This is a genomic window from Aquimarina sp. TRL1 (assembly GCF_013365535.1).
In the GTDB taxonomy this organism is placed as follows: domain Bacteria; phylum Bacteroidota; class Bacteroidia; order Flavobacteriales; family Flavobacteriaceae; genus Aquimarina; species Aquimarina hainanensis.
The window spans coordinates 1,074,242-1,097,926 of sequence record NZ_CP053590.1 but is presented as its reverse complement, the minus strand read 5'-3'; the positions used below and the strand labels follow the sequence as shown (position 1 = coordinate 1,097,926).

20 protein-coding genes are annotated in these 23,685 nt (G+C 35.6%); 11 read left to right on the top strand and 9 right to left on the bottom strand.

Annotation, left to right across the window (positions count from 1 at the left end; all coding sequences use genetic code 11):
• Window position 1: 1 nt before the first annotated feature.
• Genes HN014_RS04380 through HN014_RS04330 form a run of 11 tightly spaced genes read left to right on the top strand, consistent with a single transcriptional unit; the run spans window position 2 to window position 6,712 of the window.
• Window positions 2–958, top strand: a complete 957-nt coding sequence (locus HN014_RS04380) for an AAA family ATPase (protein ID WP_176027673.1) — start codon at window positions 2–4, stop codon at window positions 956–958.
• A gap of 9 nt (window positions 959–967) precedes the next feature.
• Window positions 968–1,987 carry a hypothetical protein gene (locus HN014_RS04375; RefSeq protein ID WP_176027672.1) on the top strand — a complete coding sequence of 340 codons (1,020 nt, stop codon included), beginning with the start codon at window positions 968–970 and terminating at the stop codon, window positions 1,985–1,987.
• The gene (locus HN014_RS04370) at window positions 1,984–2,316 is read left to right on the top strand and encodes a hypothetical protein (protein WP_176027671.1); all 333 of its coding nucleotides are present in this window, start codon (window positions 1,984–1,986) and stop codon (window positions 2,314–2,316) included. Before HN014_RS04375 ends, HN014_RS04370 begins: the two co-directional genes overlap by 4 nt.
• A gap of 3 nt (window positions 2,317–2,319) precedes the next feature.
• Entirely contained in the window at window positions 2,320–2,679 is a 360-nt protein-coding gene (locus HN014_RS04365) for a hypothetical protein (RefSeq protein WP_176027670.1), read from the top strand.
• Window positions 2,680–2,695: 16 nt separating this feature from the next.
• Complete coding sequence (locus HN014_RS04360; RefSeq protein ID WP_176027669.1) at window positions 2,696–3,331, top strand: hypothetical protein; 636 nt, start codon at window positions 2,696–2,698, stop codon at window positions 3,329–3,331.
• Window positions 3,332–3,353: 22 nt separating this feature from the next.
• Window positions 3,354–3,602, top strand: a complete 249-nt coding sequence (locus HN014_RS04355) for a hypothetical protein (protein ID WP_176027668.1) — start codon at window positions 3,354–3,356, stop codon at window positions 3,600–3,602.
• Between the two features lie 29 nt (window positions 3,603–3,631).
• The gene (locus tag HN014_RS04350; protein WP_176027667.1) at window positions 3,632–4,120 is read left to right on the top strand and encodes a hypothetical protein; all 489 of its coding nucleotides are present in this window, start codon (window positions 3,632–3,634) and stop codon (window positions 4,118–4,120) included.
• A gap of 30 nt (window positions 4,121–4,150) precedes the next feature.
• Window positions 4,151–4,606, top strand: a complete 456-nt coding sequence (locus HN014_RS04345) for a hypothetical protein (protein ID WP_176027666.1) — start codon at window positions 4,151–4,153, stop codon at window positions 4,604–4,606.
• A 6-nt stretch (window positions 4,607–4,612) separates the two neighbouring features.
• Window positions 4,613–5,572: a hypothetical protein gene (locus HN014_RS04340; RefSeq protein WP_176027665.1), complete on the top strand. Its 960-nt coding sequence runs from the start codon at window positions 4,613–4,615 to the stop codon at window positions 5,570–5,572.
• The gene (locus HN014_RS04335) at window positions 5,511–6,530 is read left to right on the top strand and encodes a zonular occludens toxin domain-containing protein (protein WP_254884101.1); all 1,020 of its coding nucleotides are present in this window, start codon (window positions 5,511–5,513) and stop codon (window positions 6,528–6,530) included. The genes HN014_RS04340 and HN014_RS04335 overlap by 62 nt, the downstream gene beginning before the upstream one ends.
• A gap of 11 nt (window positions 6,531–6,541) precedes the next feature.
• Window positions 6,542–6,712 carry a hypothetical protein gene (locus HN014_RS04330; protein WP_176027664.1) on the top strand — a complete coding sequence of 57 codons (171 nt, stop codon included), beginning with the start codon at window positions 6,542–6,544 and terminating at the stop codon, window positions 6,710–6,712.
• 70 nt (window positions 6,713–6,782) lie between these two features.
• On the opposite strand, the gene HN014_RS04325 is transcribed toward HN014_RS04330, so the two are convergent.
• The 9 genes from HN014_RS04325 to HN014_RS04285 form a co-directional block, all read right to left on the bottom strand.
• The gene (locus HN014_RS04325; RefSeq protein ID WP_176027663.1) at window positions 6,783–7,367 is read right to left on the bottom strand and encodes a hypothetical protein; all 585 of its coding nucleotides are present in this window, start codon (window positions 7,365–7,367) and stop codon (window positions 6,783–6,785) included.
• Between the two features lie 22 nt (window positions 7,368–7,389).
• Window positions 7,390–8,094: a hypothetical protein gene (locus HN014_RS04320; protein WP_176027662.1), complete on the bottom strand. Its 705-nt coding sequence runs from the start codon at window positions 8,092–8,094 to the stop codon at window positions 7,390–7,392.
• 34 nt (window positions 8,095–8,128) lie between these two features.
• Window positions 8,129–8,707 carry a hypothetical protein gene (locus HN014_RS04315; RefSeq protein WP_176027661.1) on the bottom strand — a complete coding sequence of 193 codons (579 nt, stop codon included), beginning with the start codon at window positions 8,705–8,707 and terminating at the stop codon, window positions 8,129–8,131.
• A 156-nt stretch (window positions 8,708–8,863) separates the two neighbouring features.
• Entirely contained in the window at window positions 8,864–9,622 is a 759-nt protein-coding gene (locus HN014_RS04310) for a hypothetical protein (RefSeq protein ID WP_176027660.1), read from the bottom strand.
• Complete coding sequence (locus HN014_RS04305; RefSeq protein WP_176027659.1) at window positions 9,613–12,924, bottom strand: toxin VasX; 3,312 nt, start codon at window positions 12,922–12,924, stop codon at window positions 9,613–9,615. The genes HN014_RS04310 and HN014_RS04305 overlap by 10 nt, the downstream gene beginning before the upstream one ends.
• A gap of 22 nt (window positions 12,925–12,946) precedes the next feature.
• On the bottom strand, window positions 12,947–13,687 hold the full coding sequence (locus tag HN014_RS04300) for a hypothetical protein (protein WP_176027658.1): 741 nt from the start codon (window positions 13,685–13,687) through the stop codon (window positions 12,947–12,949).
• A gap of 205 nt (window positions 13,688–13,892) precedes the next feature.
• Window positions 13,893–14,429, bottom strand: coding sequence for a hypothetical protein (locus HN014_RS04295; RefSeq protein WP_176027657.1), 537 nt, complete (start codon window positions 14,427–14,429; stop codon window positions 13,893–13,895).
• A 412-nt stretch (window positions 14,430–14,841) separates the two neighbouring features.
• Window positions 14,842–20,268, bottom strand: coding sequence for a DUF6443 domain-containing protein (locus tag HN014_RS04290; RefSeq protein ID WP_176027656.1), 5,427 nt, complete (start codon window positions 20,266–20,268; stop codon window positions 14,842–14,844).
• A gap of 2 nt (window positions 20,269–20,270) precedes the next feature.
• Window positions 20,271–23,540, bottom strand: a complete 3,270-nt coding sequence (locus tag HN014_RS04285) for an RHS repeat domain-containing protein (RefSeq protein ID WP_176027655.1) — start codon at window positions 23,538–23,540, stop codon at window positions 20,271–20,273.
• Window positions 23,541–23,685 lie beyond the last annotated feature (145 nt).

The window sequence follows — 23,685 nt, the reverse complement described above, 5'->3', positions numbered from 1 at the left end:
TATGAAAAGAAGAACATACACCTTAGATATTCCAGAAATAGATCAGATTCCAAACTTTATGAAGGTATTGGATGATTTAAGTAGTGGGAACAATGTATTTCTTGTAGGGAGTGCAGGGACAGGTAAAACCACTTTAGGAGAGAAGGTGGCCTATGCTTTATTTGGCAGAACTGAAAATGATAAAAAAGCCTTGCCCTTTGTGGTAGTGAATTGTAACCAGTGGACATCACCTATTGATATTAAGGGAGGTCAGACCATTACGGGATATAAAGAAGGTGCGCTAATAGAAGCCTGGAGGGATGGGAAAATACTCATCCTTGATGAGATGCCCAAATTAGATGCCAATACCGCAGGGTTATTAAATGATGCGTTGGCAAAGAGTTCCAAGCCCGAAGCTATCATTTTTAATGGTTTGAATGACCCGATTGTCAAGCACCCTGACTTTGGTTGTATTGCAACTGGTAATGTTATAGGCAAAGGAGCAAGTGGAAATTATGTAGGAAACAATAAGCAGGATGCATCCCTTTTAGACCGCTTTAGCGGGTGCATTTATAGGGTAGGATTTAATGAATTATTGGAACGTCAATTGGTCTATGCTCCGGTAGCAGATATATGTATCAAAATACGCAAAGCCATTTTAGCCTATGAAGGAAAAGAAATAGGAGATGACGATACAGAGGATATCATGACCCTCAGAACCATGCTTAATATGGAACGGGCGTATGAATTGGAGATGAAAAGGGTTACCGGAATGAAAGATGAATACGGAAATCCCTATCGTAAAGTACGCAATGGTAAAACGCTAAAGGATGCATTGGAGAGCTACTTTATGGTGATGAATGTTGACAAGGCAAAGAAGATCAAACTTGAAGTTAATCTGGAAGGTTTTCTTAATTCCTATAAAGGAGTTGTGATGATCAATGAGTTCAAGACAGAGTACAAAAAGAGATTAGGATAACATATTTCTATGGGTGTAACCAAGATACATATTAAAAAGAAAGAAGGAAGAAGGACTTACTACTCTTACTTCGATAATGTACAGTTGTTTAATGATTTTGTAGATGAGCAAACTACTAGTTTGAATAACTATAATCGCGGTGTTTTAAAACAGATGAATCAAAAGACAGCTTCAACAATTAAAAAAGGTAGTAGGTGGTATGGGTCTCCTATCCCAAGAGATGTAAGTGAATTAAATGCGCATAAGTATTTTCTTGGAATGGAATTATTGCGAACCATCAGTGCTAAAATTAAAGATAAGTTAAATCAATACATAAAATTAATGGGCAATCAAATCCTTTCAAAACCGAAGGTAGCATATAATGATAGAGGTCTGGGAATGTTTTGCTTTGACCGTGCAGCAATGGGATTATATCGATTACAGCCTACAGTGGCTAAAAGACCAATAGAAAATACTATTAACCAACTTCAAATAGAATTAGATACTTCCAATAAAACGACTGCTGTCAAAAGTGTGTATGCTTATTTCAAAGACAGAAAATCATCCTATCCAGCATTGAAATTATATCTGATGGCAGGGGGTAATGCAGCAGTAGAAGGCGATGCGCTTTTATATGTTGGTTTGGCTTGTGCTGAATTAGTAGAGTTTATGGAGATACGCGGGGTGGCGGTAGAAGTCAATGCACTGTTGGGAACTTCTTTCTACAGCAATGTAGTTATGGGTGTTATTCGCATCAAGCGATTTCAGGATAGATTAGATAAAAATCAATTGTTATTGATGACCAGTGACCCAAGATATTTTCGCTATAGGGGGTTTAAGTCATTAATAGCCCTAAGTAATCATTTTGGATTAGATATACCTGCTGGATTAGGATCAATGAAGGTGAATATGGGTAAAGACTTTGTAGAAGAAGTAATGGATAAACAAGAAGGTTATGCTGTTTTTGAACAAAGCTATTCTATAGATGCAGCGGTAGGTGAAGTTACACAGATTATAGAAAATTATACGCAACAAACAATCAAGAAATGAAAAAGAAACCTCAAGCTATTAAGCAACATATTATCAATGAGATAATGGGTAGGGCAATAATGATTAATAAGCAATGCAAGGAACATTGTAGGGATTTTAGGATTATGGTGTCAGGGACACAACCAGATACTTTAATTCTGCGTTGGATAGAGATTGACATTAGTAATGTTGACCGTCCTCTGCAATGCTATCGTTACCAGTGTTTTGATATGGACGGTACGCCCCAAAATTGTTCTATTCATTACTCTGATCAGGAAGAAGCAAATGAGTTTTTTATGAGTTTGACTACCCTTTATAAACAAGAATTTTCAATCGATCACACCCTGTAGATTATGTACAAAATAAAAGATACCAACGTAAAAGAGCTAAAAGCAATTGAGATTCAAAATCAGGAAGAAATTTTAGCAAGAACCAAAAGAAAACTTGATCCGGTTGAAGCTTTTGAAGTGATTAAAAAAGAATCTGATGATTTTAGTAAATCTAGTGTTAAAGCTCAAGAAGCTGATGAACTTTTATATCGCTTATTGAATCGTGATGTAAAAGGAGCTTTAACTCCGACTTCTAGCAAAAAAGAATCCTCAAAAAAGGAACTATCCGTAGAAGAAATACAGATTCAGGCAAGAGCGAGAGCAAGAGCATTGGAATTGCTTGAACTGGAACTAGAGCTAGACCTAAATACAAAGAGTGCATAACTTTAAAAACAAGAAAATGGCAACAATACAAGATTTATTACAACTAGACCTTTCTAAAGTACGACCACAAGCATTGCAGGATTCTGTAAAAGGAATTATTAAAGACTACAATGATATAGAAGCTAAACAAGTATTTGAAAAGGAAGAAGAAGCAAGTATCAATAAGATATATCAGATGGTAACAAAAGTATCTCCGGATGCTATCGCGGATAATCCTTGTGTAGATCCCCAGGAAGAAAAACCTAAGAAAAAGCCTACAGAAAAGAAAAAGAAAACTACTACAAAGAAAAAGGCAAAAAAAGAAACTCCCCAAAAAATAACAATAAAAAAAGAATTGGATGAAGTCTTAAATGAGATCAAGCAATGTCGCGTCAAAATTAGGAAGTACAATGAGCAAAAGAGAAAAGAAGAAGGGCCAAAACCGCAACCTACTCGATATGCTAAAATCAAAGGGCATATTATTTCATTAGGAAATCTAATTCCAAAAGGATTAAAAGAAGATCTGGAGGTGCAGAAAGAAGCAAATAGACTTTTAAGAAGTACCCATCGGTCTTTGCTAAAAATTTATAAGATGACTTCCGTTAAAGGAGAAAAAGATAGCAAAGAACTTAAAGAGCGATACGAGAAAATCGAAGAAAAACTAGAAAAATAATAAAAGGCTAAAAATGTAAAGAATGAAAGTAGATAAAACAGTAGTGATTATAACGGGTGTAGGATTAGCAATTGGTTTTGCTGAAGCACTGGTGTATTACAATCTTGGAACTAACGCCAATAAAAAAGGGTTCAAATTCGGTATTCCAAAAGGTAAAGAACTAGCTAAGAATATGGCAGTTGTACTTACAACTTCTGCCCTGACAGCACTCATTTCCTATCAAATAGAAAAATCATTGGAAGCAAAATCGATGGCAGTAGTCCCTGCGTAATTAGTCATAAACATTTAAAAACTATAAAAATGAAAGAAGTAAAGTTTAAAGTTTTCTTAGAAGCAAACAAAGTGAAGAAAACAGACCTTCCCAGACCTTTAGTAGAAAAGATTGGCATATTCTGGAAACTGCATAAGCTTCTGGATTCTATTCAGGACTCAGATCGTGATGATTTATTGGAGCAACTTGAGCAATTAGATTATGAAATCCTTGGAGAGATTGAGGAGGAATATGAAGACCAGTTAGAAAATAATGATAGACTCGAAGAAATACTAAAATCTCCTTTGGTTAAAAAGTCCATTAAGGATAAAGCCAAATCAAAAATACGCACTGATGAATCGATACTTCAGGAACTGGTGACGATGGGAAGAATGAAAAATATTAGAAGGTCAGTACTTAAAAGTTTAGGAGTGAAGTCTAAAATCGAGCATGATACAGTCATTGGAAAGTACCAGTTAAAAAGAATGTCATTTTTCTTCCATGTATATGGCATTGTTCCTTTAAAAAAGGGAGCGTAGAGAAGTATTGATTTTATAAAAGTTTTGGGTATGGAAAATATGGCTAGAAAAGAGTATACAGAGTTGCAACAGGGAGTAGATAAGCTTGTAGGGAAGTTTGGAATGGAAAAGACTTTAAAAATAATAGCTCAACTATCAGGGACATCAAAGATGCGTACACGGCAGAAAGAACAAACCAAGTTGATTACCACTTTTGTTGTTTCCGAAGCCTTTAAAGTTTTTAATGTTACAGAAGCACTTAAAAATAGAGTTCGCTCACTAGAGTATAGGGAAGCTCGAATGGCGAGTTATCATCTTTTAAATAAGTATACAGAGCTAAGTTATAAGGAAATAGGAAAGCAATTCAATCAAGGAAGGTTTGGAGTGTATTACCATGTTAAGAATTGTTCTGAGTTTCTTTCCATTCCAAAATTCAACAAGTCTTTTGTCAGTCGATACGAGGTTCTGGAGGAAAACCTCATACAATTTATAGCAAAGATAAACTAAGAGGATATGAAGAAAGAGTTAGAGAAGGAGGTTGTAGAAGTATTAAAAAATCCAAATAGTGTTGATTTTGAACATATACAGGATGAAGAATTGAGTCCGCTCAATAAAGCTGTTATCGAAAAGGAAATAGCCGGTGTTACAAAAACAAAGGGTTGGAATATTTGGAAAGGAGGAAGTCCAATACAAGGAGATAATATGAGTGAAAAGAAAATAGACTCAAGCAAAGTTATGGAACAAGAAGCTTACAAGGTAAGGAATGAGACACCTTTAGATGCACCTGAACAGGAAATAGGAGAGGGGGTTGATGATGATTCAGATATGGGTGATGAAAACCTAAATCCAAACAATGAAGGAGATAAAGAAGAATTTGAACTACCAACAGATGCAGCTAAACAAGCTGCGGATAGCATTTTTGGAACGGTTAACAATCTCATAGACCTTGGAGGAGGGTATTTTGTTAAAATCAAAAAACACAAAGAGTTTTATGAGTTTGATGAAATCATTGAACTCATTGATCTACAAAATCAGAAGAACATAAAGCGAATACGATTAGATAAGGAAGACAAAGCAATATTAAAACCCTTATTGGTTCAGATACTCAAAAGAAAGGCAAAAAAGCTTACCCCTGAACGGCAATTAATGGCTGTGGTATTATCTATTCTCTTTAAGAAAGGTCGGGCGGTTATGGAGATAAAGGCTGAGAATGATCTATTGGTAGAGCGTATTCTGGATATCGTAAGGGAAGAAAAGGGATATTCAGATAGAGACATAGAATCGGAAGATGATGAAAGAGATATTCTTGATACGGCTTATGAGGAAATCAATGGCAAGCCAGAACCTAAAAAAGAAGAAGTACCCCTTAAAGAAAAACAAGTAATAGATCCTTTAACTGTTGATGAAGAATATGATGAAGAACCAAGAATGGAAAGCTCAATTATCGAAGTGGCAGAAGATAGCGCAAAATGATGGTGTAATTGCTACAAAGGGAAAGCCAAAAAGAAGGTCTACAAGGGGCAGGAAACCTATTGTTTACAGTAATGAAGATTTAGAACGTGATCCTTTTGTGATGTTGATTATAGGTGAAATGGGAGTTGGAAAAACCTTTCGTACCAATCAGGAAATCAAATACTATATGATGGATAATACTGAAACAGGTAAGAAAGGAAGAAAAGTCTTAGCCTTTGATACCAATGGTCACGATTACCCGACCTTTCGTACGGTAAGCCCAAATCATATCAAAGCATTGACAAAGGTTGCAGCCAGAAGGATTCTTCCATTTAAAAAGGGAGGTAAGGCAATGAGTAATATTGAAAAGCGTGAAGTGGCTGAGAAAATTGTAAATCACTTTAAAAATGGTCTTGTAGTGCTGGATGATACTGATAGTTATATGTCAGGTGCAAAAGGTCAATCTTTGATCGGTGCATTAACAACAGTAAGGCATAAGGGGATAGATATTTTGTTTTCTCATCAATCGTTGGGTAAAGTAACAACGACACAATTTCAAGCTTGTACCTTCATAAGATTACATCATCAAGTTGATCCTGTCACCAAATACAAAGAGCGAATTCCAAATTACCCTATAGTTAGAATTGCACAACTAATTGTTAATGAGCAGTATGATTTATGTTCAAAAGCAATGGATGAAGGAAAGTTTGAAACAGAATCGGAATATAAGAAACAACGAAGTTTTTTTGTCTATATCGATATGCGTAGACGAAAGGTTAGCGGATGTACAAGGGCAGCTTACATTCGGGCGTGTAAACGATTTATCGATCAAGAAGAAAAGTCTACTATCAGGATGATGCTTAATGAGAGAGATTTTTATGACAAACCCATTTATCCGAACCGGAATGCTGCCATCATCAAATTGATTGCTGATTATTTGCGTTATCACGATAGTAAACTACAGCATCCCACTTTGTAACTTAAAATGATATGGAACATAACATTATTTCATTAGGAGCTGGTACACAGTCTACAGACTTACTATTGCGTGGACTTGAAGGGGAATTTGGAGAAATACCTACCCATGCCATTTTTTCTGATACAGGGAATGAGCCTAAAGGCACCTATGCTTATTTGGAGTGGTTGATAAAATTTGTATAAAAGGAGGTAATTCTTTTTTCATGAGGATTTCTATTTAGTTGCGTATTAGGAAAGTAATTTGAGAGTTAAATTAGTGGAAAGGAGGGTATGAAGCTTTCCAAACTCCATCAGTTTTAACAAAAGATAATATTTCATACCAAGGGGTACATCCTCCATAACCTAATAAATTATATGCTACCACCAAAGAGATATTACCTTGTTTGTTAAATACCGGATATGAAAAATACATTAATGATTTCATGTCATATTTATTTAGTATTGCCTTCCATTCAGGAGAAAATTCTTTGTACTTTTTTGCATAGTATCTTATATCAATTAAATCTTCCTCACAAAAATAGTCGGAGATTTGATGGAGAAGCTCCCGATGTGCTATTAGATAATTTCTTTGTTTAGAAAGATATTTCAAATCCTCTTCCTCGAAATATTCGAATTCGAATTCTGCACTATCATTACTTACATCAACCAGCGGATTATTATGCTTCAACCATGATGGAGATGGAGGGGTTCTTACTGTTTTACTAATTTTTATAGTGGTGCGTTTTTGGGAGTAAAAAGAGTGTTTTAAAATGTTAAATACATCTTTTACGTCCTCTTTATGGGGTTGGTTATTGCAGCCAATACAAAGCAATATTAAAATGGTATGGTAATATTTCATTATCTGTGTTTTAAAAAGTAGTTTATAGTATTTCGGTATATCCCATATAATAAAATCTATTAGGTTCTTTGGATAGCCCGGGAATTTTTGGAGCGGATATAAAGTTTTCCTCTATTATAGGAATACCTGTAATCTCACCAGTATTTTTATCAATTATATACGATGATCCCTTATATACGCTATTGGGGTTTTCTGATTTTTCTTCAATGTGAAAAGTCTCTTTAGTCTCATAGATGGTCATTTTTGTTTCCCATAGATAAGCAGAAAGACAGCTACCTCCATAGATAGCATGAAGAACACTTTCTATTGTTTGTTTTTGTTCTACTGAAGGGAAGAAAAGCTTCGTGGCACAGTTAAAAGAACTGCCACTTTGAGAGTAGAAATTCCCTTCATTACCATAGAAGTTATTGCGATAATGTGTGTTCCTTATTTTTCCACTTGGTAGCTCCAATTCAATTCCATAATAGAATCTCGAATATAAAGGCACTAAAAGCACATTTTGCTGTAATCGAACGATAATATTCTTTTGATTGGTCAGTACTTGGATGTAATCAAAACAAAAAGGATTAATAGAAGTATCAATACTTTTTTTCTGCCGAATTAGCTGTATAGCGATATTTACAATAGCATCTTTTCCAAGCTCAATAAGGTCAGAGATATTGTATGTTTTTTTGGTTTTTTGAAAAAGACAAACGTTGTCTTTTTCGAGAGATATTAGTGTATCCATTGTATGTGTTTTTCATCTGGGGTGATTATTATTGTTATCGTTTGTAAATGTTCCATATAGCAGTATGCAGATTAATACTATGAATCCATATGTCATAGGCATACCTTAAATGAGGCTTATCCAAAAAATTATGTTTTAAAAGCAGTTCAAAACAAAGGTTTGAAAGCGTTTTCGGTGGGAGTTGTTCTAAATAACTAGGAAGTTTTGTAATGTCAATATGACCAAAGCATACCCTATTGTTTTGAGAGTGATCAATATGGTAATAGGCTAGATTCTCATAAGGAGAATAGCAGAAATAAATATATAAGTTACAAGGAGAGTGCCTTTTTGCATGCTTGTCAAAAAGTGTTATCTGGAATTTGTCATTACATACGATATACCCTTCTGTATCAAATACAATAATGGAAGGGCATAAAAAGGCCTTATTTAAGCACATGTTTCCAATCGAAATTAAAGAACCAAATAGCCCCCCATAACAATTCGCCTTATCGTTATTAAAAGGATGTGTCATTTCAGAAGCAAGAACACCCTGTATAAGACTGCTGTCAAGATGAACTTTAAAATCTGGAGACAAACAGTCTTTTAGTATTTGATTTATTAAAGTGTCATTCATTTTTTCTTTTTTAATGTTGTTTTTTGATATGATGATTTTTAAAATTAGGAAAGAGAAGCCCAGCTCTTTAATATTAAAGAGTTGATTATGAGTGCTTTTTGGTTTATTATGTTTTAGATACTAATTCTCTACTATAAATAAAGTTTTAAGTTAATTTTACCATCCTCCGATACGCTTACGTTCAGCTTGTTGCTCTGGGGTTGCTTCAGGGGTTGGGACTTTGCTGAAATATAAGGGTTTGGGGAACCCTGCTGCTTTTCGCCTTTCAAAATCCTGTTGGCGGTAAGGGTCAAAGGCATCTCCCGGAGGTAGAGGTCTGTTTTTATCCATAAACCAAGTGATAAAAGACATATCTTCATAGCAATCTGCCCCACCAATAACAAATAAACAAAATGTATAACCTTTGGTAGGTCTTATAGTCTGTAAATTGAATGCTCCTATCGTATTATCCCCCCCAGTAGAATAAGCAAAAATTGCATCATCAAATCGCATGGTGATATTTGGTTGCCAATAGAATCCTGGAAATGTAATTAAGCCATCTTTTCTGCTTAGAATGTATTCTTTTTTTGGCATGGTAAAATAATATATAGCAAAGAATATGGTTGATATCAGTGAAATAATAAATATCATGATCGGAAACCAACCTGTTTTTTCATCTAAGGTTATAAAGAAACCAATAACCATTATTAAAGAGATACCCCCTGCATAAAGAGGAGCGACTTTGGATGTAGTCCCTTTTTTAAAATACTTATCATCAAGATCGTAATAATTGTCTTTTAGTATTTCTTCTTTAGTGAAAGTAAAGAAATGATATCCGTAAATATTCTTAGCAACTTTATGATAATATTTTTGCAATCCTATCTCTGCTTTTCCATAACCTTGATGGGTAATTTTTCGCTGATAATCTATTGCCATGCCTGTGGTGTTTTAAGTTGATCTAAAGTACTAATTACAAACTTTTTTTCCATGCTGTAATCAAACCCATAATGATTTCCTGCAATTTTAAATAAAGCTCCCAACCAACGCGGTTGATTTTTTTCTAAAGTATACGGAAAATAGTGCTCTAATCCCTGATCCATTGTTAATCTGGAAATAAAGAGCATATCAGATTGAGAAGTACTGCTTTTTTGTATCGTTTTAGGGATTTCAAATTTGATTTGGACAGAAGGTCTAATGGCTTCATTTAAAACAATGGTCGGTTTATTTTGATTTGATAGTTCCTGTGGATTCCCTTGCCAAATTCCATTTTCGAAATAATATATTTTGTAATCTAATTGTTCTGGTTTATTAAAAAACTTTAAAAAAGTCATCTGTACCGTTATTTTTTCTGCATGAATGATCAGAGATGGACGACGTGAGTGTTTTTTATGTTGTAAGTTTTTTTTGTAGGATGCTATTTTTACCAATGCGTGATTACAAACTGTTATATCCAGTAGGGTAGCACTTGCTTTATATGGATCTGATAAGGTTAGATAATCTGGAGATATTTTATCTACCAGTAGTTTTCTGTTTTGATAGAGTCTTTCTATATATTCCATAGGGGATTCTCCTTCTATGACAGGGAAGTCTTTATAATCACTGAAGAGATAATGCTTAAAATAATACTCTAGATCTGTATCGGTAAGTATTTCTGAGACAATCAATAGTCCTACACCTACAGCGGCAGCAATCCATCCTACTGGTCCAGTAAGCCCAAGAGCAGTTCCTATTGCAGCGATGGAAGTTGTTCCTACTGTAGCAGCAGCAGCTGTTATAGAGACTCCTGCTGCAACGGTAAAAGCTACCCCTGCTCCTATAAGGGCAATTGACTTATCATCATCTTTTTTACCATAAGCTTCTGTAGCATCCCAAAAACACATGGTTGCGGTAAATATTGCTCCAACAGCACCTGCCATACTTGAAATATTAGAAACTGTTTCTAATGTTTTTTTACTAACAGTATCTCTAATAAAAGTTTTCGTTAAGTTTAGAGAAGCCTCAGAAAGTTTTACGGAGGCACTAGTAATATTAAATACATCTTTATAACGCAATTCATTTTCAACTTTAAGGATCGCATTACTGAAATTATAGACTTCCAGAATAGCAAACACTCCATTAAATGCACGTCCATTTACCATCTTGGCTAATCGTTCGTGCCTGGCGTTTTTAAGGATGGTTTCTTCATCTATTTCTTTCATTGTTCGAAGGGCTAATAAATGTTTACCCTTTTGACTTTGTCTGAGTTCTATACCTTCTGATTCTTTTAGAATTCGCCAAACATCAACCTTTTTACCTGTATATTTTCCTGATTTCACATACTTAGGGTCAATCTCAACACCTAATTCTTCTAAACGAAGGTGAATCTCACTCTTTCGTACCTCAAACATTTCTTTTCCATAGACTTTTAGATTTTTGTTGAGTTTTTTTACGGTAAATTCAACCATCTGATCTATCTCCTGAAAACTTTTACCTCCCTGTTCTCTAGTTGTAAAAGCTAAACTTGCCAAATGCTTTAATCGTTTGGTATATACTCCAGCTATTTTCTGACTGGTTTTAAATTTATCTCCTGCAATGTTTTCAAGATTTAACCCTACCCCTAGCAGACCATATAGGGGATCTATTCCTTTAAAATCATCAGCATTACTATTTCCTGAATGCTCACTTTCATTATCACTATCAATAATACTCCATACCCATCTTACCCATTGATCTGAGTTGGTGTATTCTCTGGGAAGTAATAAATGTCGTTCATAGATCATTGGAGTAGTTCCTAGATGATCTAATAGTTCCATACAAGTATCCCTTCCTTCAACACATTTTTCTGTACCACTGTGCAGGTAGTCATCAAGGGTAGGTTTAAAGTAATCACTTTGTAGTAGGGTCGCTAAGTCTTTTCTATAACTATTAACAACACTTCTGGTTTGTGCTCTTTGATTGATTCCTAATATGCCGTGGATTTTTTCTCGATTCACACCATGTCCTAATGCAATTTGATAATTCTTGCTAGTAGAGATAGTTCCGGCTTTGGTAATCCGTCTGTTAATGGTAAAATCTCCTGGATGCACCTCAAAAAAATCTTTTCCCTGACCTCCTCCATCATATTTCTGAATTGTTTCAGCATCATTATATATCATCTGATAGGTAGTTAGTGCCAAAGAGTAAATATGCCCATAGTAGGCTTTCTTGGGGGTAGGAGTTTCTATATCACCTTTTGATATTCGATCATAGGCTTTTTGTTGTGTTTCTCCACTTTGTATGGCAGCTATTAATGCTTGATGATGTAATACCTTATCAGAAAGAGCTTCATTCATATCTTTGGCACAGCCTAATGGATCATCAAGGATGATGAACATATCTTCAAGGGTTTCGTTATTTCCTCTTACTTCTTCTGCTCTTTCTGTAGCATATATCTGTTGTAATGTTTTATGATATGAGCCGCTATATGCAGATTCTTTATCAAATACAGCATCTGCTTTGTAGTAGGGTAAAATATGTGGGTCTTCTGTTTGTTCTTCTCCTTTTGTAAAACCAGTACAGGCAATACGCTTCATTCGTTTTTTTCTATAATCTGTATCAGTGGTTACTTTTTGCAGGTATTGGAGTCCCCACTGTACAGGGGAGTAGCAAATAGACCAGTTACTGCCTTTTTTTACAGTAACATGTGAAACTGGTTTTTTAGATGCGGTTCTATATTCTTTGTAGTTTCCATTGGTGTCTTTATTCTTTTTGAAGGAAATAGTGTGTAAAAAACCTAGCGCATCAATTTCGTATTCTAAAAAGTTATTTTGTGGATCAGCTTCATCAATTAGATATAGATATCCCTCTCGCATAGCAGTTCTGGCAACATAAAAATTATCATTTTTAGGCAGTTCTTTTATTCCAAGAACAGTAACTTCTTCTAAGTTTACCGTAGGATAGTAGGTATTAAGCTGTTGGTCTTGTCTAAGGGGGATTTCTAATTCGGGAGTACCATTGGTCATACGAATCACACTCCCATGTGTGTATGGAGTAATAGTAGGACTTGCAGGAGCATCTACTTCTATATCACTATCAAAAGGAGTATTACGATCAAAGAGACCGTATCTTAGAAAATGCAAATGTATTCCCGCTTTATGTACTTCTATTACCGGGCTAGGCTGACTAACGATATCACCTACCTGACATGTAAAAGTGTATGTATTTACAAGGGTGTTATATTCCTTGTCCTGATTTTCTTCTAAAGCATTATTTTCTTTCATATTGAAGTAGGTTTTAAGTGTATTACTTCTTTTTTTTATTATAGAGAGGGTTGTTTTTATTCGACAATCGATATTTAAATTGTTCCAGAGATTCACTGGTAAAACGATAATACCCTTTATGGAGTTTGATAGCCCCTCTTATAGGAGGTATTTCTTTTGCGATAATAAGATCAGTAGTATCAGACATTGGAGATGATAGTATAAGAGTAAGCATCCTATTTTTAGCAATCCCCCATGAGATATAACACCCCTCTTTTAAAAGTGTTATTGTATCACCTAACAGGTCTTTTGATAGACTATATGCTATTTCATTTTTTATAGCACCCTTTTGTTGTTGTATCCATCTTTTTTTATGTGTTTTAAGAGATAAGGATATTGAATCTTGTTTTTTTGTTTTCTCTAATAATTCGATGATGTTTTGAGAATCCATATCTGTGAGTTTAGCCCATTCCTCTGCTAAAAAAGTTCCATTACTATCAATAGCTACCATTTTTAGATATACATTGGTATCTAATACTCCGGGAAGTAATAGAAATTCAGAAACGGAAGAAGTTTCTGTTAAAGAGAGTATTTGCTCTTTAGAAAGAGTAAATACCGGATCTTGTTTTTGTAGTATTTTTATAGAAACTGCTTGTTGCCAATTGGTATAATAAGGATCAATTCCTATGCTTTCTTTCTTTGAATCAGTTTGTTTTTGTTGTGTACAGCAGATAAAAAGTAATAGTATTATACCATACCACTGCATGTTAATATGTCGTAACATTATTTGTTTTTTAGCATTACAATCCCTTTCCCTATTAATAAGAAATTAGGAATATAATAGTGATACATTGTATATGATATACTCTATCATATACGCTATTAGTGGGGTGGTGAACTTTGCTATCTATCTACTTGTCGATATAGCATTGTGGGGAGTACCTCGGTAGATGTACTGAACTACCGAGGTGTTAAGGTTAAAAAGTTATTTATAATCTGGATGGAAGCATAATGTCATTATCTATTAATGATTTAAAACTCAGCATTACACCTTCCATTTTCTTTCTATAAGTACTAAACTCTTTTGATTTACTCGAAAAAGTTAAAATAAATAATTTGTTGTTGGCAATTAAACTATGTTGCAGGATAGTTAATTGAGTATTGTTTTCTTCTATTTCAAAAATCATCCTATGAGTTTTTATACCATTATTATTTATTATCTCAGTTCTTTTTATTCTTGCGACTTTTCTAATCTCTTTGTTTGCATATTCGACATAACCTTTTAAATTAGAATTATAATTATTGTGAATAATTAGATTAATATTTTCTATAAAGTTGTCATTTTGAGATGTTTTATCTGTAAACAGCATAAATTCAGTGCCATCTGTTTTGCTCTTGTCTAACTTGAGATCAGAGGGATAAAATATAGAATATGTGTCTGTTTTAAATTCTATTAACTTTCGTTCGTTCGTTTGACAGGTTAGTGTCAAACATGCAAAAAAAATGAAATATAGTTTCTTGGCCATAATACTCTATATAGGAACTACTTTTAAAAGTTTAAAATAATTTTAATTTGAAAGTAAAAGACTAATATATAGATTAGAGTGAATCTAATAAAATCAAAAATTAAGAGGACATTTTTTTTTGGAAGAGAAAGGCTCTCTGTTTTACTAGATTTTTCTATAAAAAAGAAGATTAACGCTTTACATCCGAAATGAATAAAAATGATGTTTAAACTATAAAAAATAAGATTATAAAAAGTTTCACTATTTAAATATAGGTTTTTGAAATAGAAGGTTTGTATTAAAAAAAGACATGATAGTAATATAAGTAAGATTATAATAACTTTGTTTTTAACTTTTAATTTTTTAACTAAAAAATAGAAGATTAAAAAATTAAGTAGAGTGAAAAAAAGTATATAAAAGATTTTTATCATTTTTATTTAATTTTATTTATCCCTTTAGTAGAATAAGAGAATCCATATTTAACTCCTACACCATACCCAAAATGTCCTTGAGCCTTAAAAGTTACAGCTCCATTTTTCTTTTTTGAAAAATCAACTGTTCCACCAGCATGAGCACTTGCAAATGAAGCACCTCTAGTTACGCCGATTTTAACTCCTCCAAGTAGTGGAATAAAATCAGGAACAATTAATGATGATGAAACGTCACCTTTCGCTACATATGCCCCAGCTTCTAATTTAGCTATAAAACCTTCTTTATCGTCTATATTATTATAAGTTCCTAAAGCACCATCTATTCCAGCATTAAACAAACTTCCTGATATGTTTGTTTCGACTAGCTCATTTTTAGAGTCAATTTCTCCTTTTATACCGTAAATATTAGCCTCTGCGCTTAACAAACCAGGTTCAGTTTTATCCTCATAGCCTATACTAAATCCTGAAATATTTCCGCTGTTTTCAGTTTTAAACCAGTCATTAACCTTATTTTCACCTTCACCTTTAAACCCATAAAACCTCCAACTTTTGTCTGTTTCTATAATATGGCTCCCCTTAAAATATCCTGTGTTCTCTGTCTTTTTTGAAGCTTTTACTGTAACTTCATCAAGATTAATACTTGTAACTGCCATCCCTGCATTCATAATACTTTGATAGTTTATAGGCATCATCCCATCAGGATCAATAAAATAAATAGGATTATCAAAAGCATAGTTGTAAGGAGAATGTCTACGCATTTGATCTGCTAATGGATCAATATTCATCCATCTACCTAAAGTAGCATCATAGTTTCTAGCACCAAAATCATAGGTGTCTAAATCCATTTCTTCCGAGAACTCTTTTCCGTTATACCCATAATTATGTTTACGTCCGATTGTTGGTGCTCCATATCCACGATTTTCCGAGCCGAAAGGATAGTAATGTTTTTCCTGTTTAATCTCAGAAGTTGAGATACTCCCATTGTTATTGGTATCTGCATAGGAGAGTCTGATGTTACCTAAATGGTCTTTATACTGGTATACATAAGTATATCCATTTGTATCAGGTTCTACATAGCCCTCAGGATGGTTAAAGAACTCCAGATTACCATTTTTATAGGTGTAGTTCCCTGCGTAATCGGTCATAGTGGTATTATTTCCTTCCTTTACTATTTTTCGTTGTTTTACTCCAGTGGCGTCATAAATATAGCTAATATTCCCCTTACCGGAAACATTTATTCTTTTAGGAAGGTTTAGGTGATTATACACCGTCCCGGAAATCCCCTTGTTGTTGTCAACTGTTTGATTTCCGTTGGCATCATATGCATAGTCATTCCCCGTATTACTACCATCAGTAAATCCAAAGGTTTTATTTCCGCTATCCGTTACCTTTAGTAATTTGTTTCCTGCATTATAGGAATACACTAATTTATCCATTGCTCCAAAGGTAGTAGCTGCTGCGTTGGTATGCCCGTTTCTGTTAAGGGTCTGGATATTCCCATTTTTATCATAGGTAACCCCTAATAGGTTATAACTTCCTATATTGGCATATCCGGCAGTGATCCGGTTTAAATCATCATACTGATAGGAATAAGAACGTTTGGTATTGTCACTGGCAGTTTTCCAGAGCGTCTCACTGATATTTCCATTGTATAGCTTATCAGCTCTGGAAGCATTTTCGGTCACCCTGTTATAATTAATCCCAAAGGCAAACAGATCTGATCCCAGATTGTTGACATCATTAATCCCGGTAAGCCATCCCCGTACATTATAGCTGTAATCTACTGTTTGCAAGTTATTCCCTACTTTTTTAGTTTTTAACTGCCCTAATGCATCATAGGTATTACTGACAATGGTCTGAGGTGAATCTCCATTAATAGACTGCTGATGGGTAAGCATTCTTCCCATATGATCATAACTAAAGGTATCTATGGTAATAACAGGCGCATTTCCTTCCTTTTGATGCAGTGTTTTGGATTTTTCTACCCTTCCGGTAAAACTCAACAGGGATTCTGTCATCTCATTTGTTTTTAGAAAGGTATTTCTGGAAGCTGTGGTAATAACTCTTGCTTTTTGGTCATAGCCAATAGCAGTTTCAATCCAGTGGCTGGTATCTAATATTCTGGTTTGTGAAAAGGTAGGCAGTCCCTTTACATTCCGCCTCAATGTTACTCCAAAGGAGTTTTGTGCAGGCATGGTATTCCCATGTAATAGCTGAGGCGCTTTATAATCATCGTAATACTGTATTGTATGTAACTCACTTATAGAAGTCGGATATGTCTGATTGGTATAATATACCGAGGTGGCATGTAATGTTACCGGAGTATCTACTCTGGACTCAAAAATATCTCCTGTAAAGTTATTTACTCTGTTTTGTAATACTTTTCGGGAAGCTCCATTGTTTGTTATCCCTGTATAGATTATTCTTCCAAAAGCATCGTATTTGGTAAATCTCCACTGATTATACGCTTTTTCTGAGTTTTCTTTTCGCAGACTAGCATCTTGAGTAAGTATGGGTTGATCTAATTTATTATAGATAATATACTCCCAATCTTTTCCGGGAACTTTCTTTTCGATAACTCTATTTCTGTTATCATATCGATATTGATAACACAGTTCTGCTAGTTCTGTAGCAGAAACCCCGTCACTAACAACTACCTTGGGAGGTAGTACAAAACTTAAATTCCCAAATCTATCATATACATAATGAGTATCGTGCGCTTCTGCTGCATTATAGGTTCTTTTTAGAACAATCTGTCCCTGCTTGTTTTTATATTCTCTGGTGGTATGATTATCTCCATCAGCTCTCGTCCAGTTTTCATCTTTGATAATGGTAACCAATAATTGACTGGCAGCATAGTTCCTATTTTTGCGAAGTACTGGTTTTTCAGTATCCCCAGCTGTAAATGTAACCTCAAACAAGGGAATATCTGCCTGATTTGTCGTCCAGTCAGTTTTGATGGTATGATCAGCTGCCATGGCACTGATCTCACTGTTAGCTTTCCAGGCTGTTCCCGGAGCTGCCTGTTTGACCACCCGGCTTAAAGGAGAGGCTTCAAAAACACTTTCTGAATAAGCATTAACACTAGTGCCTGTAAAATCCTGCGGGTAATTATTTTTATAATAAGCATCAATATCTGTAGCTACATTCACTGTTTTATAACTTCCCGCTACTGTTTCAGAAACAAAGGGTAGATACTGTTTGCCTTGTCTTCCATAGCTGTCATAGGTGATATGTGTTACAATATCCTTATGACTGGGGGCTGCTTTAATAGCCGTCTGTTGTTTAGGTCTTCCTAAATCATCAAAATAAGTAATGCTTTCAAATACATCTTTATTATAGCGTATGTCCTGTGATCGCTTTAAAGGAGTCTGATAGGTTTTAGTATAGATGTAGTTTTCATTATCTGATACTTGTGTTTGATATGGCAGATGCACACATCCGCTATTGGTTCCAAAGGTCTGCGGACATTTATCATCCTTATTAGCTACATATCCTTCAGGTTTTTGACATGCATTTTTAACATGCTGTGGATCTCCAAACCCATCATTATCCGTATCGGCATACCAGGCAGTAGGACGTTGTATCGTATAAGAAATACTACGAGCAGTACTCCAACATCCAGTCTGGTTATTTCTAGCTCTTAGGTAATAAGTAGTTCCCGTGGTATGGGTACTGGTTGTTTGATAGGTATCGGTGCTGGTTCCCGAAGATGTGCTCTGCCAATACCAGGTAACCCCGGAAGGAGGATTGCTTCTGGTTAGCACTGTTTTATTACACTGCCTGTCAATAGCTGGTAAAGCAGGTACAGCAGGCGGGGTACTATGAATAACATAATCAATCTTTAAGGCAGGACTCCAACACTGTCTTTGAGCATCATAGGCTCTTAGATAGTAGGTATTCCCACTGTCTAGTGTAATTGAATTTCGTCCTTCTGCTTTACTGACTCCCGTAGGTGTTTTTTGCCAAAAAAGATCATATAAGGCATTTCGTCTTCTAAGGGTGGTACTCCCACAGTGATATTGTTTAGAAATCAGACCACTCTGCGGAGTTGGGACTGTATGTAAATTATAAGATACCGCTCTGGCAGCACTCCAGCATCCTGTTTGATTATTTCTGGCTCGTATGTAATAAACATCTCCTGTGGTTCTGGTAACTGTTTTTGAGGAATTCGCTGTACTGGTTGCAGATGCAGAGCTCTGCCAATACCAGGTAATTCCAGAAGGAGGATTGCCTCTGGTTAGTACAGACTTACCACATTGATCAGAAACAGTAGGAAGTGAGGGGCTAGGTGGTATTGTTTTGATAGAATAGGTTATTTTCACATAGCCTCCCCAACATCCATTACTGTTATTTCTTGCTCTTAGATAATAGGTATTTCCACTGGTTCTTGTAATTGTTTTACTGGAATTGGCTGTACTGGTTGCAGATGCAGAGCTCTGCCAATACCATGTAATTCCAGAAGGAGGGTTGCCTCTGGTTAGTACAGACTTACCACATTGATTTGATACAGACGGGCTTTGAGGAGCCGAGGGAACAGGTTTTATAGCATAGTTGACTACTCTGGAAGTTCCCCAACATTTTGTTGTATTATTAAAAGCCCTAAGGTAATAACGAGACCCATTTACTCTTGTAATCGTTTTTGCGTTACTGGATCTACTAACTCCAGAAGCTGCACTTTGCCAGTACCAGATAATCCCAGAAGGAGGGTTACCTCTGGTAAGTGTAGCCTTTCCACATGAATTAACTACTGTTACAGCGGCAGGGGTAGCAGGTTTGGGAGATTCATCTACCTTTGCATTACAATTATTATCAATCCCATCACAAATCTCTAAAGCTCCGGGTTTTATATCAGCCCTGTTATCATTACAATCTCCGGCTCTTGTCACATAGCCTGAAGGTCGTACACTACGATATACCTTTGCATTAGGATTTCCATAGGTGTCCTTATCTACATCTTTGTAGAAGTTTCTGGGAGCAATATTGGTAATGAGTGCTGTCCCATCATTATAATCATCATCATTTCTAACATATCCTGAGGGTTTGGTACATTGTTTTTTTGTATTGTTTTTGTCTCCAAACCCATCATTATCCCTATCAGCATACCAGATGGTATTAGGATTAATGGTTGCATTACCATCGTTACAATCTCTGTTGTTAGAAACATAGCCCGCAGGTTTGGAGGTTTTACAGGTTGCCCGTCCTGGGTTTCCAAATCCGTCTCCATCTTCATCTCTATAGTACCAGGTACAGTTTCCATCTCCATCTCCTGGAATTCGAATAGAGGGATCACTTATCAGTTCAGGGGTTTGCTCAGGCTCAGGAGTCTGTCTTTGCTGTGCAAAAGAGATAGTGGATATGCATAAAAATAAAATCAGCAGTGATCCTTTATAATAACTATTTTGTAGTTTTTGATATGACTGTTTCATTTTTATTGGTTTTTATAGTGGTATTTGTTTTCTGAAATAAGGTTTCCATCGGCATCTTTTATAGAGTGAAGGCGTCCCAGAGAATCATAACTGTAATAAGTAGTTATTCCTTTGGGATCAGTAGTACTGGTTACTCCTATCATTGGATCATAGGTATAGGTAGTGATCAAGGCATCTGGTAATTGATCCCGCAATGCATTGAGTTTGTTTCTTAGAAGTTGTTCTTTACAATCCGGCTCACTACAATGGTCTGTATCTGCATTAGAAGCTGTTTTAATAGCGGCTACATAAGTCCTTACCTGACTATAGGTAGCATTCTCTATTTTAGCAACAGGCAGCTGATCCTGATATCCATAGATATATACGATATGACTAGCTAAAGGTTTAGAAAGTTCTAAAAGATTCCCTTTGCTATCGTAGGTATGATAATACAATCGGTCTTCGAGTGCTGTTTTATTGTTTTTTGCTTGCAGAATAGTTTTAGGCAATGCTTTACCATCATTGGTATAGCGTATTCTTTGAATAGCCGTTAGTTTTTCTGATTGATTGTTTGTGATGGTATAAACTTCATTTTGGATAGGTGTGGCTAATCGATATTGATCTATAAGATCCTGATAAGCCGTTTTTTCCTCTTGACTTAATCCGGTTAATGAGGTATACTCCTCTGGGTAAAAGAAGCGTTGTCGTTTGGTTTGCTGCTGATTATAAGTTGTCTTACTTTTTACCTTTTGTAAGGCTGTATTGTAGGTAAACTCACTGGTAACAGTATAAGGCTCTCCCTTTAGATACTCGGTAGTTTCTGCTTTTTTTCGCTGGCTGTGTGCCATTAAAATACGATACCTGCCAATGGTAAAGTTTTCCTCCCCTAATACAGCTCCTCCTTTAAAATCAACTTTTAGCGCATTGGTTAAATGTTCTTTAAACTGATAGCTGTGTTCCTGCTGTTGTAAAGTTTCTCCGTTTCTATTGGAAGTTACAGAAGTGATCACCTTTCCATTGGAATGTGCTCTGTCAATGGGTGGAGGAAATGGAAATTCCTGATCGATGATATTCGTTGCATTTATAAAAGTTGTACTAACAACTCCATTGGGAGTTTGGTGGTTATCCTCACCTTTTTGAATGCTACTGACCTTACTGTATCCTATATGAGACCCGTTGGTGATTCCTAAAGCAGACCTGTCGGTATCCAGTGCTACCATATATTGACAAGAAACATTGGTTCCTCCTCCTCCTGTTCCAACCCATTGCAGGGTTTGTTTTTCAAAAAGGTAATTAGGTTCCTGATGTATCATTCCCGAGGAGTATCCTTGAGCATCTTTATATTGATATTGCTGAGAAAGAAGTAGTTTGTTATTAGCATCGTATTTTTTAATAGATGCTACCCGTACTCCTCCTGCTTTTTTTTCATATAAAGGAATGTTAGTTACTTTATGATGAATCAGGGTTATAGTGGCGCTATCTCTGGAGGTGTTCTCACAGTTTCTCCAGGTTGCTTCTGCCACCAGAGAATACGATCCGGGAGCTAATAATATTCCTTTATCGATATCATTATTGGTTAATGAGATTGTTAACAGAACATTATTCTGGCTATTATATAGGGTTGCCTTAGGGGCTTTCCCTCCGGAAAAATAATTATCAGTATATTTATCTACCTTTCCAAATACCCTGACCATTACAGGTTTATCAGGGGAATTAGGGTCGCCAGTAATGGTAAAAGAGGTACGATCTGTATCGGTATTAATAGCTGTACACCCTTGTCCGGAATTTCCTGTAGCAGTTACTTTTTCAGTGTGCTTTTGGCTTACAAATTCATTGATTCTGTTTCCACCGACATATCCATAAGTATTTTGTTCAAAGGAATAAGTATCATAGCCCCCTGTGGGGTATTTTATTTTATAAAGCACTCCTTTTTTAGAACCTTCCAGATCAGCTGATCGGTCTGCACTTCCAAAACTGGCAACTCCATTGCCTGGTACTTGTATAAAGTAAGGAGGCAGCATATCTCTGGAGGTATTGTTATTGGCAAATCCCCAATGGTCTTTTTGATGTGAAGACCGCTCTGGAAGTTGTTGATGATAGAAAAATTCATAAGGAGCAAGCCCTTCAAGGTTACTTCCAATCTCCTGAAGTCTGGTCAATGTCAAACGCCCTGTTGCTTGTGAGTGAGTGAGTTTATATTTTTTGATGAGTTTGTTTTGATCACGGTTTTTGATTTGTATCTCGGAGATTGCAAAAAGATCATTACTGGTAGGCATTACCTTATAGGATGCAGGAATAAAAGAGATCTCTACAGGGGAGCTGTCTGAATAGATTCTTTTAAGCGCTTTTCCATTAATATCGATATCGGTCTTGCTATATTGAATAGGATCATTGATACTTCCTCCACATCTGGAGCTTCCTCCAACCAAATGACTTCTTGTTCTGGAAGTATAGATGTTATGATCTTTAATGGTATATGGAGTATACTCAAAAAACAGATTAGCATTACTAACAGGGGCTGTGATTTGGCTAATGTACCAGGAAGAGATATACCCATCCTGAGCCAGATAACAGAGATTTCTTCCAGATTTTATATTAGCAGTAAATTCAGCAGCCTTAAATGTATAACGTACCCCATCTGGAGTTGTAAATATCCATCCTGTAATGGTAGAAGCATTTCCCCCATGTTGAATCGGGGTAATTGCTATTTGTGTTTCTGAAGAAATAATAATATTTCCATTCCAGTCAAAGTGAAATTTACCGGTATATCCATTGAAGTTAAAATTAAAAATGTCCGGTTGTGCATCATAACACCCTTGTCCGATACTCTGAAGGTAGCCATATCTGGTTTGATTTTTATCTCCATGGCTCAGGTAGTTATAGTCTACTTCATTTTTTAGGGCAAGGAACCCTTTAACAGGTGAAGAGATATCATCGGGTAAGCCGTTCATAGTTCTGGTTACTACCCCGGCAGCTTGCAGAGACCATCCCAGACCAACTGAGCTGGAAGCTTCAGTAACCTTAAACCCTCCTGAAGCGTATAAAAGACTAACAGGAAGCCGTATGGAACCTTCTTCTATTTGATAGATAGGAATTTGTTTTTGAACCATCCCTTTATGCTCATTAATGGTCATATCCACGTATTTTACAATACTGGCAGCCTCTGGAGAAGGACCAATAGGGTTAGGAATTTGTACTTTGTTGTTTTGTGCTTTTAGAGAAAGAGGAATACCAATAATACAGCTCAGTACTGTAATAAAGGTTAATTGCCGGATTTTGTGTCGTTTTTTCATGAAAAAGCTATTTAATAACTGTTGTTTATGAATCGATTTGAATTATTAATTATGTTTAAATGATGGCATGAAATTCCCTATACCATTAAAACTGGTTAATGGTATGATCACTGTAATTTCAATACAATATCTGGTAGTAGGTGAA

Excerpts from the sequence above, each read along its gene's own strand:
- HN014_RS04380 (WP_176027673.1), top strand. The coding sequence starts at position 2 with ATGAAAAGAAGAACATACACCTTAGATATTCCAGAAATAGATCAGATT.
- HN014_RS04375 (WP_176027672.1), top strand. The coding sequence starts at position 968 with ATGGGTGTAACCAAGATACATATTAAAAAGAAAGAAGGAAGAAGGACT.
- HN014_RS04370 (WP_176027671.1), top strand. The coding sequence starts at position 1,984 with ATGAAAAAGAAACCTCAAGCTATTAAGCAACATATTATCAATGAGATA.
- HN014_RS04365 (WP_176027670.1), top strand. The coding sequence starts at position 2,320 with ATGTACAAAATAAAAGATACCAACGTAAAAGAGCTAAAAGCAATTGAG.
- HN014_RS04360 (WP_176027669.1), top strand. The coding sequence starts at position 2,696 with ATGGCAACAATACAAGATTTATTACAACTAGACCTTTCTAAAGTACGA.
- HN014_RS04355 (WP_176027668.1), top strand. The coding sequence starts at position 3,354 with ATGAAAGTAGATAAAACAGTAGTGATTATAACGGGTGTAGGATTAGCA.
- HN014_RS04350 (WP_176027667.1), top strand. The coding sequence starts at position 3,632 with ATGAAAGAAGTAAAGTTTAAAGTTTTCTTAGAAGCAAACAAAGTGAAG.
- HN014_RS04345 (WP_176027666.1), top strand. The coding sequence starts at position 4,151 with ATGGAAAATATGGCTAGAAAAGAGTATACAGAGTTGCAACAGGGAGTA.
- HN014_RS04340 (WP_176027665.1), top strand. The coding sequence starts at position 4,613 with ATGAAGAAAGAGTTAGAGAAGGAGGTTGTAGAAGTATTAAAAAATCCA.
- HN014_RS04335 (WP_254884101.1), top strand. The coding sequence starts at position 5,511 with ATGATGAAGAACCAAGAATGGAAAGCTCAATTATCGAAGTGGCAGAAG.
- HN014_RS04330 (WP_176027664.1), top strand. The coding sequence starts at position 6,542 with ATGGAACATAACATTATTTCATTAGGAGCTGGTACACAGTCTACAGAC.
- HN014_RS04325 (WP_176027663.1), bottom strand. The coding sequence starts at position 7,367 with ATGAAATATTACCATACCATTTTAATATTGCTTTGTATTGGCTGCAAT.
- HN014_RS04320 (WP_176027662.1), bottom strand. The coding sequence starts at position 8,094 with ATGGATACACTAATATCTCTCGAAAAAGACAACGTTTGTCTTTTTCAA.
- HN014_RS04315 (WP_176027661.1), bottom strand. The coding sequence starts at position 8,707 with ATGAATGACACTTTAATAAATCAAATACTAAAAGACTGTTTGTCTCCA.
- HN014_RS04310 (WP_176027660.1), bottom strand. The coding sequence starts at position 9,622 with ATGGCAATAGATTATCAGCGAAAAATTACCCATCAAGGTTATGGAAAA.
- HN014_RS04305 (WP_176027659.1), bottom strand. The coding sequence starts at position 12,924 with ATGAAAGAAAATAATGCTTTAGAAGAAAATCAGGACAAGGAATATAAC.
- HN014_RS04300 (WP_176027658.1), bottom strand. The coding sequence starts at position 13,687 with ATGTTACGACATATTAACATGCAGTGGTATGGTATAATACTATTACTT.
- HN014_RS04295 (WP_176027657.1), bottom strand. The coding sequence starts at position 14,429 with ATGGCCAAGAAACTATATTTCATTTTTTTTGCATGTTTGACACTAACC.
- HN014_RS04290 (WP_176027656.1), bottom strand. The coding sequence starts at position 20,268 with ATGAAACAGTCATATCAAAAACTACAAAATAGTTATTATAAAGGATCA.
- HN014_RS04285 (WP_176027655.1), bottom strand. The coding sequence starts at position 23,540 with ATGAAAAAACGACACAAAATCCGGCAATTAACCTTTATTACAGTACTG.